Raw genomic sequence first — 17,688 nt, forward strand, 5'->3', positions numbered from 1 at the left:
CTCATTGACCGATATGAGTCAGTAACGCACATTCCACGCACATGCAGAAAGGGCGCGGATCGCATCACGCGATCCGCGCCCTTCTGCCTTCTTTCGTTCTCCAGTCTTTACGTAACGCTGCCTGGACGTGACAGCCTGCGCGCCTCTCGCAAGACCGGGAGAGACGCTGATCCAGCTACGATGATGAGGCCGTCACGTCAGCGAGCTTTACCGCTTTGGCCGTCACCGAAGATGCGGTCGCGACGTTGCGCAGATCAGCCAGGAACGTATCGCGCCAGACCGACAGGTTGTTCTCGCGCATCGGCGCCATCATGTCCGCATGACGCGCCTGACGTTCGGCGAGCGGCATCGACAGCGCGCGTTCGAGCGCTTCGGCCATCTGCGACAGATCGAACGGATTGACCACCAGCGCGCCCGGCAATTGCTCGGCGGCGCCGGCAAATTGCGACAGCACCAGCACGCCCGGATCGGCCGGATCCTGCGACGCAACGTATTCCTTCGCGACGAGATTCATGCCGTCGCGCAGCGGCGTCACATAACCGACCTGCGACTGACGGAACAGCGCCATCAGCAGATTGCGTTCGTACTTGCGGTTCAGATACTGGATCGGTGTCCAGTCGAGCTGAGCGAAACGACCGTTGATGCGGCCCGCCTCGCCTTCCAGCGTCTGACGGATGCGCTGATAGGTTTGCACGTCCGCGCGCGTCGGCGGTGCAATCTGCACGAGCGACACACGCCCATGCCAACCCGGCGCATTCAGCAGCAGCCGTTCGAACGCCTGGAAGCGCTCCACCAGCCCTTTCGAATAGTCGAGGCGGTCGACGCTCATGATCAGCTTGCGCCCGCGCATGCCGTCGCGCAGGCTGCGCACGGGCTTGCGGTCCGTGAACTGCTCGGCGGCCTTCGCGATCGCGTCCGGATAGATGCCGATCGGAAACGCGCCGACTTTGAGGAAGCGGTTATACGCGTGCAGCATGCCGTCTTCGCTCGACGTGCCATGCTGGCCGCGCTCGATATAGTCGACGAACGACTGGCGATCCGCCTCGGTCTGAAAGCCGATCACGTCGTAGCTGCACATCGCCTTGACCAGTTCTTCGTGCGGCGGAATCGTGCGCAGCACTTCCGTCACCGGAAACGGAATATGCAGGAAAAAGCCGATCGGATTCTTCACGCCGAGTTCGCGCAGATAGCGTGCGAACGGCAGCAGATGGTAGTCGTGGACCCAGATGATGTCGTCGGGTTTGAGCAGTTCCTTGAGCTGCTTCGCAAGCGTCGCGTTGACGCGCTGGTAGCCCGCGTATTCCTGCCGGTCGTAGCGCGACAGGTCGTTGCGATAGTGGAAAGTCGGCCACAGCGTCGCGTTGGAAAAGCCACGATAGTACTGGTCATAGTCCCGCTTGGTGAGACCCACCGTCGCGTACGTCACATTGCCCTGCTTCTCGATGACCGGAGCGGACGGCTCATTCACCGTCTCGCCGCTCCAGCCGAACCAGACGCCGCCGGTTTCCTTCAGCGCGTCCAGCACGCCGATCGCAAGACCACCCGCAGCGGGGCGGCCTTCCTGGGTCGGCGCGACACGATTCGATACCACGATCAGTCTGCTCATTGGCGCTCCACCTGGTTCAGTTGTTTCGTTGCATTCGGATATGTGCCAAAACGGTGCACGCAAGTCGCGTGCCGTTTTTTGAAATGTTGGAAATAAAAATGTATGCAAATGTGACAACCGAGCGAAAACGCGCGACGACGTCACACCGCGAAGAATTTTTTTCTGCTTTATACGACGAAACCGGAACCGCTGTTACCGGCCGTCAAAACCGCTCGAATGGGGCACGAGCAGACTCAGGCATCCTGTTCCAAGCCGAGATCGCGCTGGTATTCCAGCCCCTCTTTGCGCACGCCGCCCTGGTTGTGTTCACCATCGGGTGGCGCATCGGGAGCGATGCGATTTTGCGCGGCCGGATCCGGCGACGCCGCCGGCTCGGCCTTGTTGCCGCCCGGCCGGGCATCGCGCTTCGAATGGCGCGCGGAACGTCGCAATGCTGGATGTCTCATGATCGATGCCTCCAGGGGAAGCCCGCCGCCACACTGCGGCATCATTACAGTCTAGGGTTCACGAAGGTAAATTGCCGGTAAAAGATGCGCCGGGTTTGTAACAAGTACATAAAATCGCTGCACCGCAGCGCGGCGCGGCCCGCCTGGCGTGTCAGTGCCGCATTCGCTGCGGCTAGCGCTCACCGGCTTGCGGCGTCTGCGTGGGCTGAGGCGGCGGATCGCCGATCGGCGGGGCAACCGGCTCGACCGGTTCGATCGGCTGCGGAGCCGGATCCGGGAAGGTGTCAGGCTCGGCGGGATTCGGCGGCGGCGACGGTGGTTCGATCGGCTCGGGACGGTGAGCGTGCTTCGGAAGGGGAAGCGCGGGAGCGGCAGCGTATTCCGGCATGTCGGTCATCCTCGTTGGCGTTCCATTGAAGCGCAGCAAGGCCTGTGCCGTTACTGCGCTCCCGGGCTGGCTGACGCGGCGGGGGCTGATGGAGCCTTTCAGGCGTCCGCGCCGCCCAACGCGCGCGATTCGTCGGCGGCGTCGCCGTCTTCACGCGCGTCGTTGCCATACTCGACCAGCCGGTTGTATAGCGTCTTCAGACTGATGCCGAGAATCTCGGCGGCACGCGTCTTCACGCCGCCGCATTGTTCGAGCGTGGCCAGAATCAGCTGACGGTCCGCTTCGGCGAGCGACGTGCCGAATGGAATGGTGATCGCCGTGCCGGCGGCCGGCTTCGACAACGTGATTTGCAGCGGCACCGTCGCGGTGCTGTCGGAATCCGTACCCGACATGATGTGCGCGCGCTGCACGTAGTTCTTCAACTCGCGCACGTTGCCCGGCCACGGATACGACATCAGCATGTCCTTCACGGCGGCCGGGAAATGCTTCTTCGTGCTGTGGCGCTCGTTGAGTTCGTCGAGAAATGCCTGCGCGAGCAGCTCCACGTCCTTGCCGCGCTCGCGCAATGGCGGCAGGCTGATCGGAAACACATTCAGCCGATGGTACAAATCGAGCCGCAACTTGCCTTCCAGCACCGCCTGCTCCGGATCGCGATTGGTGGCCGCGATCAGGCGCACATCCGTTTCGATTTCCCTGGTCGTTCCGACCCGCATGAACATGCCGGTTTCCAGCACGCGCAGCAGCTTCACCTGCAACTCGATCGGCATCTCGGTGATTTCGTCGAGAAACAGCGTGCCGCCGTTCGCGCGCTCGAAATAGCCCTTGTGCTGACGGTCCGCGCCGGTGAACGAGCCGCGCTCGTGGCCGAACATTTCGGATTCGATCAGGTTCGGCGAGATCGCGCCGCAGTTCACCGCGAGGAACGCATGCTTGCGACGCAAGCTCAGTTCGTGCAGCGTCTGCGCGGCGACTTCCTTGCCGGTGCCCGACTCGCCCACCAGCATCACCGAGGCCGCCGTCGGCGCGACGCGGCCGATCTGGTCGTAGACCACCTGCATCGCCGGCGAATTGCCGAGCATCAGACCGAAGCGGCCCATGCGGCGCAACTCGCCGCGCAACGTGCCGATTTCCGCCTTCAGATCGCCGGCGCGTGGCAGGCGCGACAGGATCGCCTTGACGCGCGGCATGTTGATCGGCTTCACCAGATAGTCGGTGGCGCCCATTTTCAGCGCATTGACCGCCGATTCCACCGTGGCGTGGCCGGTAATCACGATCACTTCCACGCCGGAGCGCGGATCGAGATCTTCGAACAGATCGACCCCGCTGCCATCGGGCAGCTTGAGGTCGGTAAAGACGACATCCGGCATCTGCCGGACCAGTTGAATGCGCGCCTCGCGCAAATCGCCCGCGGTGGCGGTGGTCAGGCCGTCTTCCCCGATGATGGCGGAAAGCGCCTCGCGGGTACCGGCATCGTCATCGACAATCAGTACATGTGGCATCGCGTCTCGAAAGCCTGCAAGCGTGGGTGGGGAAACATGCCAAGGCGCATGCTGAAAGGCGGGCCGGCGGCGGCGCGCCGTGCCGCGGCGCGCTCCGAAGATGAAGCGCGCGCTAACTCTGCGTACACGCGCCCAGCCGACGACTTAATACAATTTTGCAACAATAACCGAGTAATTTTCGATTATTCCTCGCTCATTGTTGTGTATTTGCCTATTATACGGCTTTACAGACACAAATTAATCATGCTGGCCAGGCGCCGCCCGCCAAAGTTACATAGCGACGACGCGCTGCCAGCAATCGCTCTCAACTATGCGGAAACGGCCATGCCCGGCTGTCGCCATTCGCTTGCGCCGAGCCGTTCCCGCCATGGGCGCCCGGGCCGACACTCTCCACCGGCACATTGCCTGCCGGCGTTGCCACGGCGCCACCCTCGTCTTCCCAGCGGCTCAATTCCCGCGCGGACGGAACTTGGACCGCGCGCCTGTGCTGCACGTAGCGGACCGCCAGAAAACCGCCGAGCGCCATCAACGCACCGAAGATGCCAATTGGTCGTGCCATCGTGAACTCCTTGTGGTCGTGAAGCGGATAGGTAGCCGGACTGCGCGTGCGTGCTAGCGCGCGGTCAGGACGCCTAGCAGAAAGCCTACACCCGCTGCGATGCCGATCGCGCGCCACGGGTTATGCCGCACATAGCGCTCCGTGCCGACGGTCGCCGCCCGGTAGCGCCGCCGCGCGTTCTGCTGCGCATCGCCGAGCGCCGATTGCAGGGTTTCGACATGCGCGCCCAGCTTGGTGCGCAACGCGTCGACGCCCTCGCCGGGTACGTTGGAGGCAAGCCGCAGCATTTCTTCCGAGTCCTTCAGCAGCACCCGCAGATCGTCGACAATCTTCTGGCCGCCGAGTGCAAGCTGTTGTGTGGTGTCAGTCATCATTCACTCCTCGTCTAGGTTCGGCGTTCGCGTGCGCTTCGGCCGCGCCTTGATTCCTCTTTGATTCAATTCGTCGACTTGAGCCGCGAGGAAACACACGCGTGTCGGGTCCATAATGCAAACGACGTGCCCGGTAAATTCGGTACCCGATCACAGCACAGTCATTGCGCGAAGCACGTTCGACCGATCGCGCGCCAATGTCTGTCGCCGCCGTCACTTCGATTGCCGGAAACAGCGCCGAAGTGGTTAAATCAGCTTTTGTGAGATAGTGACTATACGGGTCTATTTCGCTCCCAAGGCCTGCGCGCCGCAACAACAAACTCATTTGCACAGGACCTCCGCATATGGCGTCAATCGATCTGGACTCGGCCACCGTCTCCGCCGGTGGCAATGCTTCGGGTCAGGCGAAGCAGCGCGTCGCGGACGGCGTCGCGGGATTGAAATCGTACGGGCTGCTGTACGGCTCGTCACCGGTGATGCTGGATCTGTACGAGCAGATCGAACGCGTCGCCAGCACGGACGCGACCGCGCTGATCATCGGTGAATCGGGCACCGGCAAGGAGCTGATCGCCCGCACGATTCACGATCAAAGCAGCCGCAGGGACGCCGCGTTCGTCGCCGTGAACTGCGGCGCGATTCCCGACGAACTGATCGAAGCGGAGTTGTTCGGCCACGAAAAAGGCAGCTTCACAGGCGCGGTCCAGGGCCGGGTCGGCTACTTCGAACATGCGAACGGCGGCACGCTGTTCCTCGATGAAATCACCGAAATGGCGCCGGTGCGGCAGGTCAAACTGCTGCGCGCGCTCGAGACCGGCACCTTCTACCGGGTTGGCGGCAACGAGCTGATCAGCGGCAACGTGCGCGTGATCGCCGCCACCAATCGCGACCCCGCGGTGGCCGTGAAAGAAAACGGTCTGCGTGAAGACCTGATGTACCGGCTCGCGGTTTTTCCGTTGCGCGCGCCGCCGCTGCGCGAGCGCGACGGCGACCGCGAGCTGCTTGCACAACACTTCCTCGCGCAATTGAATCAACAGGAAGGCACGAGCAAGAGCTTCAGCAAACGGGCGATCGAAACGCTGCGCACCTGGTCGTGGCCAGGCAATGTGCGCGAGTTGAAGAACGCGGTGTATCGCGCGTTCATTCTCGCGGAGAAGACGGTCGAGTTGCCGCACCCGCATCTCGTGTCGCGGGTCAAGAAAGCCGTCACGCAGGGCGATACGATGAGCGTATGGATCGGCACACCGCTTGCCGATGCGCAAAAACAGATCATTCTCGGCACCCTCAAATATTGCGGCGGCGACAAACGGCGCGCGGCCAAAGCGCTGGGTGTGAGTCTGAAAACGCTGTACAACCGCTTGAGCGTGTACGGCGACGCAGGCGCGGACGAAGAAGCTGAACAGTAGCCGCCGAGCAGCAAGGGCCGCGCGGTAACAGCCGCCCTTTAACAGCCGCCCAACGATCCACTCTGCTCCATGCTCACGCGAACTCTTCGCATGAGCGCCTCTCCACTATCCCGATATTGCGAGTATTCAGCCGCAATATCGGCCCGCTCCAGATTGCTTCGTATTACCAGGCAAATCCGGTTGCTGCCGAACAGAAACCCGTTTGCTCCGCATCATGTTTTGCAATTTATTGCACTTTCCCACTGCCAATTACAAAAAGCATCCTGCAAAATGCGGCAGCGTATTGGAAAGTCGTGTCGCTCGTTCATATGCTCGCTTGACGCGTGAATGAATGGCACTTGTACCAGCAGAGACAGGGAAATGCAAAAAAACAAGGTGTCGGCCGACAGCGAAAAACCAACGGCCAAACGCGGGCGTCCCCATGCAGTGGCGCTCGTTGGCTTGGCGCTGGCGGTCTCGTCGGCGTTGAGCGGTTGTAGTTCGCTGTACTCCGAAGGCGCCGTCGCGGGCGCCGGTATCGCGGGCGCGGCGGTTGCGACGAAGGTCACCAGCAACGCGGCCGTCGCCACCGGCATCGGGCTTGGCGCGGTGGCCGCGGCCCGCGCCGGGGTGCAGTACTCGGAGCGCGTGGTCCATAGAAACACGCAGAACAGCATCGCCCAGGTGGCCGGGCCGCTCGACGTCGGCGCGGTGGCGCCGTGGGGCGTGACCCACTCGTTCCCGATCGAAGACGACGAGCACGGCCGCGTCACCGTCAGCCGCGCAATCAGCACGGGCGCGCTCGACTGCAAGGAAATCGTCTTCTCGGTCGACCAGACCGCCACCAAAAACGTCCCGGCAAGCAGCGCGTTTTTCGTCGCGTCGATCTGCCGTGACGGCAACAACTGGAAGTGGGCCTCGGCCGAACCCGCTACCGAACGCTGGGGCGCGCTGCAATGAGGACGCGCTCGCTTCGGGTCTCGCTTGCGGTGATTGCTACACGTGCCACGCCATTTTCCGGCAACCGGCTGCGGCTTATCGCGGCCGGCGTGCTCTGCGTCGGCGCGAGCCTGCTGTCGAGCGGCTGCACGTCGATCGGCGCCGCGAGTGGCGCGGCGGCAGGCGTCGCATCGGGCCTCGTGACCTCCAACCCGGCCGTCGCGATCGGTGTCGGCATTGCCGTGCAGGCCGCGACCGACGAAGCCGTCGGCCGCTACATGCGCAGCATGCACAAGGACCAGCAGGATCTGATCGCTGCGTTGGCGGGCGCGATGCCGGTCGGCGAGACGCGCCCTTGGGCGGTCAAGCACACGCTGCCCGTCGAGAACGGCCATGGCCAGGTGCGCGTGACACGCGCGTTCAGTTCGGCGCTCGTGCTGTGCAAGGAATTCGTCTTCTCGGTGAAGGACGGCGACGAGCCGAACGCGCCTGAAGCCTGGTTCACGGCGAGCGCTTGCCAGCAGGACAAGGGCTGGAAGTGGGCTTCCGCCGAACCGGCGGTTGAACGCTGGGGCAATCTGCAATAAAAAAGCGGCAGGATTTCCCCTGCCGCTTTTTGCTTGAATCGTCTTTGAACGTTGCGGGCGTCTCAGCACCTCTCGAAGTGTCTGAGTCAGTCCAGCTACGTTTAAGACTCCACGTCTTCCAGACTGAAGATTTCGGTCTGGTCGTTGTACGAGAAGATCTCGCCATAACGGCCCCAGTTGATGACCGCGTCGAGCGTCTCTTCCGCGGCGCTGTCCGACAGAAAATCCTCCAGCTCCTGCTCGAAACGCACGCGCGGCGCACGATGCCCCGGCCGCTCGTTCAACACCTTCTTGATCCGCGCGGCAAGCGGCACATGCCGCAGTAGATGCTCGGCGAACATCATCTTGCGTTCCTGCGTGCCGAACTCGGAGAACACGCGCGCCGGCGGCGTCAGGAAAATATCGCCTTCGCGCACGTCGGCGAAACCGAGATGCTGCAGCACTTCAGCGACCGGGAACAGATCGTCCACCTCCAGATGCAGCGAGCGGGCGATTTCCGGCATGTCCGCGCGGCCATGGTATGGCGCGGCGGCCAGCGTCTCGATCAGACCGGCCATCAGGTTGGTCGACACATGCGGCAGCCAGCTATGCAGCTCCAGCCCCTTCTTGGTCTTTTCGTCGGTCTGACGCGCGGTCATCTTCGCGTAGATCTCGTCGACCAGCCGGCGGAACGCCGGGTCAAGCCGGTTGCGCGGATGCTTGAACGGCACCTTGATCTCGGCGATCACGCGCCCCGGATTCGACGACAGCACCAGAATCCGGTCGCACATGAACACCGCTTCCTCGATGTTGTGCGTGACGATCAGCACCGCCTTGATCGGCATGCGGCCTTGCGTCCACAGATCGAGCAAATCGGTACGCAGCGTTTCGGCGGTCAGCACGTCGAGCGCGGAGAACGGCTCGTCCATCAGCAGCAGCGTGGGGTCGACCACCAGCGCGCGCGCAAAGCCGACGCGCTGACGCATGCCGCCCGACAACTCGCGCGGATAGGCGTTTTCGAAACCGTCCAGACCGATCAGGTCGATGGCCGCGAGCGCCCGTGTGCGCCGCTCGCTCGCGCCGACGCCTTGCGCTTCGAGACCCGCTTCCACGTTCTGCAGCACGGTCAGCCACGGGAACAGCGCGAAGGTCTGGAACACCATCGCGACACCCTTGGCGGGGCCGTCGAGCGGCTTGCCCATATACGTGACTTCGCCGTCGGTCGGTTCGATCAGACCGGCGATGATGCGCAGCAGGGTCGACTTGCCCGAGCCCGAGCGGCCCAGCAAACCGACGATCTCGCCCTCGCGCAACGACAGATTCGCGTCATCGAGGACGAGCAGCTCGCCCTGCGTCTTGTTGAAACCGCGGCACACGTCCTTGACGCGCAGGATCTCTTCGCCGAGGCGCGGCGGCTTCGGCGGCGTCTGGATCGGCGCGGCGGTCATAGCAGCTTTAGGATTTTGCATCGCTTATGCCTTCATATCTCAATCAAGCCGGAGCTTGGCTTCGGCGTAGGCGTACATCGGACGCCACAGCAGGCGGTTGAACAGGGTGACGAACAGGGACATCACGGCGATCCCCACGATGATCTTCGGATAGTCGCCCGCCGCGGTGGTCTGCGCGATATACGCGCCCAGCCCGTGAGCGGCCACCTTGGTATCGCCCCACTGGACGAACTCGGCCACGATACTCGCGTTCCACGCGCCGCCCGACGCGGTGATCGCGCCCGTCACGTAGTACGGAAAGATGCCGGGCAGCATCGCCTGACGCCACCATTGCCAGCCGCGGATGTGGAAATTCTTGGCCGCCTCGCGGTAGTCGTTCGGGTAGGAACTCGCGCCGGCAATCACATTGAAAAGGATATACCACTGCGTACCGAGCACGATCAGCGGCGACAACCAGATGTCCGGGTTCAGATGGAAGCGCACGATCACGATCACGAACACCGGGAACAACAGGTTCGCCGGGAACGCGGCGAGGAACTGCGCGAGCGGCTGGATCTTTTCCGCCAGCGCCGGCCGCAAGCCGATCAGCACGCCGATCGGCACCCAGATCACCGAGGCGATCGCGATCAGCACCACTACGCGCAGCAGCGTAATGAGCGCGAGCACGAACACGTGACCGACTTCGTCGAGCGTCACGCCGGTGCGCACGTAAAGGAACACGCGGTACACCACGTACACCGTGGCGGCCAGCACCAGCGCCGCCCACAGGATGTCGCCGAGCTTCGAGTTCTTCTCGCGGTGCGGAATCTGGAAGCGCGGCGCGCTAAACGCCGGCAACTGGAAGCGCACCCGCGCGGCCTTCGCGAACATCCAGCCAAGCGGCACCAGCAAGCGGTGAATCAGGCGCGTACGGCGAATCAGATCGAGCAGCCAGGATTCCGGCGCGTCGCCCGAACTGGTGGTTTCCATGCGGAACTTGTCGGCCCATGCGACCAGCGGACGGAACAGGAACTGGTCGTACGCGAGAATCACGACCGTCATCGCGAGGATCACCCAGCCGATCGCATGCAGGTTCTTCTCCGAGATCGCCTGCGCCAGAAAGGCGCCGATTCCCGGCAGCGTGATCGTGTTGTTGCCGACCGTGATCGATTCGGAAGCGACCACGAAGAACCAGCCGCCCGACATCGACATCATCATGTTCCAGATGAGGCCCGGCATCGAGAACGGCACTTCGAGCTTCCAGAACCGTTGCCACGAAGTCAGATGAAAACCGCGTGACACTTCATCCAGATCGCGCGGCACCGTGCGCAGCGACTGATAGAAGCTGAACGTCATGTTCCACGCCTGGCTCGTGAAGATCGCGAAGATCGCCGCGAGCTCGGCGCCGAGCACGCGGCCCGGAAACAGCGCGAGGAAGAACGTGACCGTAAACGAAATGTAGCCCAGCACCGGCACCGACTGCAGGATGTCCAGAATCGGCACCAGCACCATTCCGGCGCGGCGGCTCTTGGCCGCCAGCGTGCCGTACACCAGCGTGAAGGTCAGCGCGGCCGCCATCGCCGCGAGCATCCGCAGCGTGGTGCGCATCGCGTACTCGGGCAGGTTCGCCGGGTCGAGCGAGATCGTCTGGGTCTTGAGCGTCGACATCGGCGCGAGCGTCTCGTGAAAACCGATCGCCGCCATCGCGATGATGCAGATGATCAGCGGAAAGGCGACGAAGTCCCAGCGATTGGGCAGCACCCGCCATGCCGACGCATTGGCGGTGCGCTTCAGGTCAAAACTGAAATCCATCAGATGCCCTCCCCTTCGATGCAGGTGTTGGTTCGTTCGAAGGGGGCCACGGCTTCGGCGCGGCGGTCTGAAGATCGGTCCGGAAAGCGGAAATCAGGCATGGCAAAAACGCGTGTGCGCGGTAAATCGTTAGCGTTGGAGACACTTGGACCGGTAACGGACGTGTCCATGGACGAGCCGTCCAGGACCACCACCATCACGCCGGACTCCTGTCGCCGCAGGCGCCGCCCGAAGGCTGGCGAGCTTTCCTCGTTTCGGACGGCAAGACACTACACCATCCTATATTTCAGGCACAACCTTTCGCGGCAAATCGCGTTAAATAGCACGCGGTGTCCGACAAACCGGCCAGGACCCGTGCCATTGCTCCGTGCCGCACGCCGTTGAGCGCGGCGCGTGAGCCACATCGCCGGTCGTCGCGGCAGCGGCCGGGAGCGTGACGAGCCGCCCGGCAGACGTGGGCAGCTATCAAGAAACCGGCTCAGTTGCCGTTATGAACCTGATGGGCGCAGCGCATGCACTTCGCATTCCCGCAATAACGGTGGCGTCTGGCCCCGTGGCGGTTAAAATCGGGAAACGACGCGCATGTTTGTTAGCGGTTTATCCCGGGCCGCGGCGGCGGCGAATCGCCAGTCGCTTCCAAAGGGTCGACACAGCGCCAGCGCGCTGCCACGAATGAGCTAGTTGCATGTCACAGCCAGACGGATCAGAGGGTCGATGAACAGGACAACCTTGCGCCAGGTAACCGGACCGATCAGCTTCGTGCTGATCGTACTGGTTTGCTGGTTCGTGGCCGGCATGGTCGCGGACCGGATGGTACAGCAAGAACTGGACGCAGCGCTGCACACGCAGCGGCAAATGTCCACGTCAATCGTCGATAACATGGCCGAGGTGATCGCCAGCGACCTCGCCATGTCCCGCGCCATCCCCGCAACCATGGCCGAAATGGACGTGGTCCAGCACGCCCTGGTGCAATCCCAGAATTATGCCGCGAACGGCGAAGCGGCGGAACCCGCCCTGCGCGCCGCGTTGTTAAAAGACGCGCAGATGACCAAGGTCAGCAACTTCCTGCACGACGCGCAAGGCTTCTCCGGGCTCGACCAGATCTGGCTCGTCAACGCCAACGGCATCTGCGTGGCGTCGAGCAACTCGATCAACAATCCACTTGCGGCGGAGAGTTCGTTCGTCGGCGCCGACATGCGCACGCGCGGCTATCTGACGAACGCACTGCTCGGCGCGTTCTCGGAGGCCTACGGCGTCGGCCGCGCGAGCGGCGAGCCGGGCATCTTCATCGCCGCGCCGGTCTATGCGGAGGGCCTGCTGGTCGGGGCGGTGGTCGCCAAGGTGGGGATCGCGCGGCTGCGCCACTGGGTTGCGCACGTCGGCACCTTCGTCGCCGACGACAACGGCGTCATCATCATGGCGCACAACAGCGAGCTCGAAGGCCACGCGCTGCCGAGCTCGCGCGTCACGCAGATGAGCCCCGCCGAGCGCAGGCTCATCTATCACCGCGAAATGTTCCCCGACATGCGGATTCGCGTCGACGCGCAAGTGCGCCAGCAGGCGCCGTGGGTGCCCGCGGCCGTCGCCGGACAGTTGTTCGGCATGAGCGAACAGCGGGGGCCGGCGCTGTATCAGGCCCGCATCGGCCTGAACTCGGGACTGTCGGCGCATCTGGTCGATCCGCTCGCAGCCTGGCCTGAACTGTTGCGCAATCACAAGCGCGACCATCTGCTGGTGTTTCTGACGCTGGCCGGCACGGTCGCGCTGGCGTGGGTGATTACGGTGTCGTACGTACGCGAGCGGCGCCACCATCGCGCCACGCGCGACCTTGCCGAGCAATTGCAATCGGCCAATACGCTGCTCTCGGCGGAGGCGCGCCACGACGCGCTCACCGGCGCGCTGTCGCGACGCTACTTTCTCGACCTGCTGCGTCACGAGATCGAACGCGCGCGCGCGAGCAACGAACCGCTGTGCATGGCGATCGCCGACCTCGACCACTTCAAGCAGATCAACGACCGCTTCGGCCATGCCGCCGGCGACCGCGCGCTCGAACATTTCGTCGACACCTGCCGCGCCGAGCTGCGTGGCGCCGACGCGATCGGCCGGCTCGGCGGCGAAGAGTTCGGCTTGCTGCTGCCGGCCACTGATCTGGCCGGCGGCCGCGAAGTCGTCGAACGCCTGCGCCTGCGCCTGAAGGCGGTGCCTTCGCCGAAGTTGCCGCCGTCGGTGGGCTTGAGCGTGAGCATCGGGATCACCGAACTCTCGGCCGACGATCTGCCCGAGCGCATCATGAGCCGCGCCGACATGGCGCTCTACGCGGCGAAAACCGGCGGCCGCGACCGCACCGAAGCGCTACCGCCCGATGACACCGCGCCGCCCGCGCGCACGGTGGCGAACGTCTGGTAAAGCGGCGCTCGCCGTCCCATCCACGCCCCACCCGCCTGCACCGCCCGCGCGCCGATGCGTGCGCAAGCGGACACAAAGCGGGCGCCGGCTTCGGGCTTCCCTTACTAAGCAGGTATGATCAACCGTGATATCGAGGTTGCCGCTACCGCTCTAACGGGAGATTCGCATGAAGGGAAATCTGGTCATCGTCTGTCGCGATCAGGATGCTGACGCATTCGACCATCTGCTGGCTGAATATGGCGCGTTCCAGACGCGCCTGTCGTCTACTGCGTGGTATCTGAAACTGGCGGTCGCGCCCGAACTGATTCAGGAGGAGATCCTGGCGCGTCTCGGCAAATACACGACGCACTACATCTTCGAGGCCGAAACGGCGACGTGGAATACGGTGGACAGCGAAGCGGCGAATGCGCTGAATACGTTGTTCTCGGACTAGCGCGCCGCAGCGCCGCCACGCATCCGAACGTTGCGTCCGGATTTCAAGTCGGTTATCAAGCACGGTGCAGACGCGTCGCGCCCGCACCGCCCAGCACCTACCAGGCGCTCTCCGAAGCCGCCGCCACCCGCGGCACCACGTCGAACGGAAAGCTCATCAAGACTCGCAAGCCACGGCCGTCGTGGTTGCCGATCTCCCACTCCCCGCCGGCCCGCCGCACCAGCCGTTCCACGATCGCGAGCCCGAGCCCGCTGTGGCCGTTGCCGCCGCGCGCCGGATCGAGCCGCACGAACGGCCGGCTCGCATTGATCAGATCCTGCGCGGCAATCCCGCTGCCGTTGTCGCTCACCGACAGCGTAAAGCCTTGCGGCGTGCGCGCGGTGGCGACGTTGATCGGCGGCGCGCCGTAGGCGTGCGCGTTGTCGAGGAGGTTCGACAGAATCCGGTCGAGTGTGGCGGCCGGCAGCAGGAACGCCGGCCCCGCGTTCAGTTCGGTCAGCACGGTGGGCGCACCGGCGGCCACCGCGCGGTAACTGCGCACGACCCGCTCGCACTGCGCGTCCACTTCGACGGCTTCGCTGCGGTCGGCGCCGTCGTGCGCGAACACCAGAAACTGCTCGACGATATGCGTCATCGAATCGACGTCGCGCACCACGCCGTCGCGCATCTTCGCTTCGTCCATCATTTCGGCGCGCAGCCGCAATCGCGCGAGCGGCGTTTTCAGATCATGCGCGACGCCGGCCAGCATCACCGCGCGGTCGTTTTCGGTGCGCGCCACTTCCTGAACCATCTGGTTGAAACCGTGCGTCAGCTGCCGCAATTCGCGCGGGCCGCGCTCCGGCACCGGCGGCACCGGCAGGCCGCGGCCGAAGCGCGCCACCGCCTGGGCCAGCGAGCGCAACGGCTGCTGCAACGCCCATGCGGCGAACAACGCCGCCATCACCGCGAACGAGAAGATGATCGCAAGCCACAGCACCGTGCGGTCGAGCGAGCGCGGCGTCCGCAACGGCTGCACCGGCACGACGATCCAGCTGCGATCGGTGGGGGCGCGCACCCATAGCGTGGGCGGACGGCCCGGCATGCCGATCCGCACCTGCGTGCCGGACGGCATGCGATCGCGCACGTCCTCGACGAAGCGTTCGAGCGGCGGTGGCATCTCCGTGTTCTCGGACGGCACGTTCTGGCTTGCCGGGTCGACCAGCTTGACGCGCGACGGCAACGGTTGATCCGGTGTACGGGCGACGTGCTGGCGCACCGCGTCGACGAGGAAGGTGGCTTCCTCGACCGCGTAGCGTGTTTGCAACTGGGAGCGTTCGAGCCGCATCAGCGCGTACCACGCGAAATGCGACAGCATCAGCACCGCGACGACTAGCAGCGCCAGCCGCCCGAACAGCGAATCAATGGGCCGACGCATGTTGCTCGCCGTCTGGCACGAACACGTAGCCGCGGCCGCGCACGGTCTGAATGAAGCGCGGCGTGGACGGATCGGTTTCGAGAATGCGGCGCAGGCGCCACACCTGCACGTCGATGCCGCGGTCGGTGCCGTCGTATTCGGGACCGTGCAGCAGTTCGAGCAGACGCTCACGCGTGAGCGTGCGCATTGGGTGATTGACGAAGATCTTCAGCAACGCGAATTCGCTGCCCGACAGCGTGAGGGGCTTGTCTTCCAGATGCAGCGTGCGCGACTGGAAGTCGAGCGTGAAGCGGCCGAAGTTGAACGGCTCGCGCTGCTCCGGCGCCGCCGCCGACGGCAGCGTGCGGCGCCGCCGCAGCACCGCCTGCACGCGCGCCAGCAACTCGCGCGGATTGAACGGCTTGCCGAGGTAGTCGTCCGCGCCGAGCTCCAGCCCGACGATCCGGTCGACGTCGTCCGCACGCGCGGTGAGCATGATCACCGGGATGTCGTCACCCGACGCGCGCAGCCTGCGCAGCGCCGTGAGCCCGTCGACACCCGGCATCATCAGATCCAGCACGATGAGATCCGGACGCTCGCGTTCGAGCCTGCGCTCGAGCGAGCCCGCGTCGTGCAGCACCGAAACCTCGATGCCCTGACGGGCCAGATAGTCGCGCAGCAGATCGCGCAATTCGACGTCGTCGTCGACAACAAGTATTTGAGTAGCCATGGAATGAATTTTAACGCGCAGCAGGAAGGGTTTTCGTTAACCGATGCCCCTCAAGGGTTACCGGGTGTTACGGTGAAAGGCGCACGTAATGCTCGGTAATAGCCGCACCAAGCCGCGTAACACAGCAATCGGCGAGCTTCTCTACGCTGTGTCTTACCGAATGCAGGCAGTCCAGATGACCGGCTGCATCGTCGGCTATTCCATTACAAGGAGCCTTATATGTCCACCAAAAAAATCTCGCGCGTTCTCGCCGTTGCCGCCACTGCTCTCGCCATCGGCACGGGCGCTGCCTATGCCGCACAACCCGCCATGCAAGGCGGCCCCGGCGGCTGGCATGGCCACTTCATGAAGCAACTGACGCAACTGCACGACCAGTTGAAGCTGAACGCGGATCAGGAAAAGCAGTGGCAGGCCGCGCTCGACACGATGAAGCAAGGCCACGAAGCAATGCGCGCCAATCATGAGCAGATCAAGAACCAGTTCAAGGCTGCGCAGCAACAGCCGATCCTGGATCTGAACGCAATGGCCGCAGCGCACCAGCAAGTCGAGCAGAAAGACGCGCAACTGCGTCAGCAAACCACCGACGCATGGCTCAGGTTCTATAACGGCCTGAACGACCAGCAGAAGACCACCGTCAGCACGGCGCTGAAGCAGCGCTTCGCGAAGATGGAATCGCGTCACGAGAAGATGCGCGAGCACTGGGAACATGGCAAGGGCGCAGCGTCGGCGCCGGCCGCCAATCAGTAAGCGGCGCGATGCAGCAGCAAGGCGGCCCTGCGCGGCCGCCTTGTAGATGCAAAAAAACGCCACGGAGGTTTTCCGTGGCGTTTCTGTTTTGACCGCGCGCCTGGCTGCGCGGCATGCGGGACACGCTGCATCAACGCGGCGGACTCGTTGCATCTTCATCCATCACGGCAACGAAGACCCGCCGAACGATCCTTCAATCAGCCGTTGAGCTGACCAAGCTCAAACAGCAGCACTTCGGCGTTGTCACCCTTGTCCAGCGTCACCGTATCGATGCCGCTGAGCTTGGCGGCATCGCCCGCCTCGAGCGCGGTGCCGTTCACCGTCAGCGCGCCGCGCGCCACATGCACGTACGCGAGCCGCCCTTTCGGCAACGCGAACCTGACCGCTTCCGCGCCGTCGATCAGCCCCGCGTAGATCGATGCGTCCGCGTGAATCGTCACCGAGCCGTCGCGGCCGTCGGGCGAAGCAACCACCCGCAGACGGCCACGCTTGTCGGCCGCCTCGAAACGCTTTTCCTCGTAGCCGGGCGGGTCGCCCGCGCGTTGCGGAATCACCCAGATCTGCAACAGATGCGCGGGTTCGTCCTGCGATGCGTTGAACTCGCTGTGCTGCACGCCGGTGCCCGCGCTCATGCGCTGCACGTCGCCGGGACGGATGGTCGAGCCGTTGCCCATGCTGTCGCGATGGGCGAGCGCGCCCTCGAGCACGTACGTGACGATCTCCATATCGCGATGGCCATGCGTGCCGAAGCCCTCGCCGCCGGCGATGCGGTCTTCGTTGATGACGCGCAGCGGGCCGAAATGCACGTGTTGCGGGTCGCGGTAGTCGGCAAACGAGAAGCTGTGATACGAGTCGAGCCAGCCGTGGTTGGCGTGGCCGCGTTCTTCGGAGCGGCGAATCTCGATCATGGAGGTACTCCCGTGAATAAATAGCAATGCCGAGAATGTATGGGCAGCGCGCGCGCTGAACAATCGGCACGGGCGC

The 17,688-nt window shown here is 64.1% G+C and carries 18 protein-coding genes; 6 read left to right on the forward strand and 12 right to left on the reverse strand.

All coding sequences use genetic code 11. The features are described 5' to 3' along the window. Positions 1–175 precede the first annotated feature (175 nt). The 6 genes from otsA to HV744_RS15375 form a co-directional block, all read right to left on the reverse strand. Positions 176–1,606, reverse strand: a complete 1,431-nt coding sequence (otsA, locus tag HV744_RS15350; RefSeq protein WP_175150339.1) for an alpha,alpha-trehalose-phosphate synthase (UDP-forming) — start codon at positions 1,604–1,606, stop codon at positions 176–178. Between the two features lie 233 nt (positions 1,607–1,839). Further along, the gene (locus tag HV744_RS15355) at positions 1,840–2,052 is read right to left on the reverse strand and encodes a hypothetical protein (protein ID WP_175150340.1); all 213 of its coding nucleotides are present in this window, start codon (positions 2,050–2,052) and stop codon (positions 1,840–1,842) included. A gap of 172 nt (positions 2,053–2,224) precedes the next feature. After that, positions 2,225–2,440, reverse strand: coding sequence for a hypothetical protein (locus HV744_RS15360; RefSeq protein ID WP_175150341.1), 216 nt, complete (start codon positions 2,438–2,440; stop codon positions 2,225–2,227). A gap of 98 nt (positions 2,441–2,538) precedes the next feature. After that, entirely contained in the window at positions 2,539–3,939 is a 1,401-nt protein-coding gene (locus tag HV744_RS15365) for a sigma-54-dependent transcriptional regulator (RefSeq protein ID WP_175150342.1), read from the reverse strand. 304 nt (positions 3,940–4,243) lie between these two features. Next, a complete protein-coding gene (locus HV744_RS15370) occupies positions 4,244–4,498 on the reverse strand; it encodes a hypothetical protein (protein ID WP_175150343.1) in 255 nt (84 codons plus the stop codon). Between the two features lie 53 nt (positions 4,499–4,551). After that, complete coding sequence (locus HV744_RS15375; protein WP_175150468.1) at positions 4,552–4,869, reverse strand: ElaB/YgaM/YqjD family protein; 318 nt, start codon at positions 4,867–4,869, stop codon at positions 4,552–4,554. 344 nt (positions 4,870–5,213) lie between these two features. Here HV744_RS15375 and HV744_RS15380 point away from each other — a divergent pair, with 344 nt between their 5' ends. The 3 genes from HV744_RS15380 (at position 5,214) to HV744_RS15390 (ending at position 7,777) form a co-directional block, all read left to right on the forward strand. Continuing rightward, positions 5,214–6,272 carry a sigma-54 interaction domain-containing protein gene (locus HV744_RS15380; protein WP_175150344.1) on the forward strand — a complete coding sequence of 353 codons (1,059 nt, stop codon included), beginning with the start codon at positions 5,214–5,216 and terminating at the stop codon, positions 6,270–6,272. 360 nt (positions 6,273–6,632) lie between these two features. Then, on the forward strand, positions 6,633–7,211 hold the full coding sequence (locus HV744_RS15385) for a hypothetical protein (RefSeq protein ID WP_175150345.1): 579 nt from the start codon (positions 6,633–6,635) through the stop codon (positions 7,209–7,211). Continuing rightward, positions 7,208–7,777 (forward strand): hypothetical protein, encoded by a 570-nt coding sequence (locus HV744_RS15390; protein WP_246279055.1) that lies wholly within the window; start codon positions 7,208–7,210, stop codon positions 7,775–7,777. Before HV744_RS15385 ends, HV744_RS15390 begins: the two co-directional genes overlap by 4 nt. Positions 7,778–7,878: 101 nt before the next feature. Here the strand turns inward: HV744_RS15390 and HV744_RS15395 are convergent, their stop codons facing one another. Genes HV744_RS15395 through HV744_RS15405 form a run of 3 tightly spaced genes read right to left on the reverse strand, consistent with a single transcriptional unit; the run spans position 7,879 to position 11,195 of the window. Beyond that, positions 7,879–9,225, reverse strand: coding sequence for an ABC transporter ATP-binding protein (locus HV744_RS15395; protein ID WP_175150347.1), 1,347 nt, complete (start codon positions 9,223–9,225; stop codon positions 7,879–7,881). An 18-nt stretch (positions 9,226–9,243) separates the two neighbouring features. Beyond that, the gene (locus HV744_RS15400; protein ID WP_175150348.1) at positions 9,244–10,995 is read right to left on the reverse strand and encodes an ABC transporter permease; all 1,752 of its coding nucleotides are present in this window, start codon (positions 10,993–10,995) and stop codon (positions 9,244–9,246) included. Next, positions 10,995–11,195, reverse strand: coding sequence for a hypothetical protein (locus HV744_RS15405; protein WP_175150349.1), 201 nt, complete (start codon positions 11,193–11,195; stop codon positions 10,995–10,997). The genes HV744_RS15400 and HV744_RS15405 overlap by 1 nt, the downstream gene beginning before the upstream one ends. 514 nt (positions 11,196–11,709) lie before the next feature. On the opposite strand from HV744_RS15405, the gene HV744_RS15410 reads away from it, so the two are divergent. After that, entirely contained in the window at positions 11,710–13,401 is a 1,692-nt protein-coding gene (locus tag HV744_RS15410; RefSeq protein ID WP_175150350.1) for a sensor domain-containing diguanylate cyclase, read from the forward strand. A 166-nt stretch (positions 13,402–13,567) separates the two neighbouring features. Next, complete coding sequence (locus HV744_RS15415; RefSeq protein ID WP_175150351.1) at positions 13,568–13,834, forward strand: hypothetical protein; 267 nt, start codon at positions 13,568–13,570, stop codon at positions 13,832–13,834. Between the two features lie 97 nt (positions 13,835–13,931). On the opposite strand, the gene HV744_RS15420 is transcribed toward HV744_RS15415, so the two are convergent. After that, complete coding sequence (locus HV744_RS15420) at positions 13,932–15,248, reverse strand: ATP-binding protein (protein WP_175150352.1); 1,317 nt, start codon at positions 15,246–15,248, stop codon at positions 13,932–13,934. Then, on the reverse strand, positions 15,232–15,957 hold the full coding sequence (locus HV744_RS15425) for a response regulator (protein WP_175150353.1): 726 nt from the start codon (positions 15,955–15,957) through the stop codon (positions 15,232–15,234). The genes HV744_RS15420 and HV744_RS15425 overlap by 17 nt, the downstream gene beginning before the upstream one ends. A 219-nt stretch (positions 15,958–16,176) precedes the next feature. Between HV744_RS15425 and HV744_RS15430 the strand changes: the two genes are divergently transcribed. Beyond that, positions 16,177–16,704 (forward strand): Spy/CpxP family protein refolding chaperone, encoded by a 528-nt coding sequence (locus HV744_RS15430; protein WP_175150354.1) that lies wholly within the window; start codon positions 16,177–16,179, stop codon positions 16,702–16,704. Positions 16,705–16,901: 197 nt separating this feature from the next. On the opposite strand, the gene HV744_RS15435 is transcribed toward HV744_RS15430, so the two are convergent. Further along, a complete protein-coding gene (locus HV744_RS15435) occupies positions 16,902–17,612 on the reverse strand; it encodes a pirin family protein (RefSeq protein WP_175150355.1) in 711 nt (236 codons plus the stop codon). Between the last annotated feature and the right edge of the window lie 76 nt (positions 17,613–17,688).

Origin of the sequence: Paraburkholderia ultramafica (genome assembly GCF_902859915.1) — a bacterium.
Taxonomy (GTDB): Bacteria; Pseudomonadota; Gammaproteobacteria; order Burkholderiales; family Burkholderiaceae; genus Paraburkholderia; species Paraburkholderia ultramafica.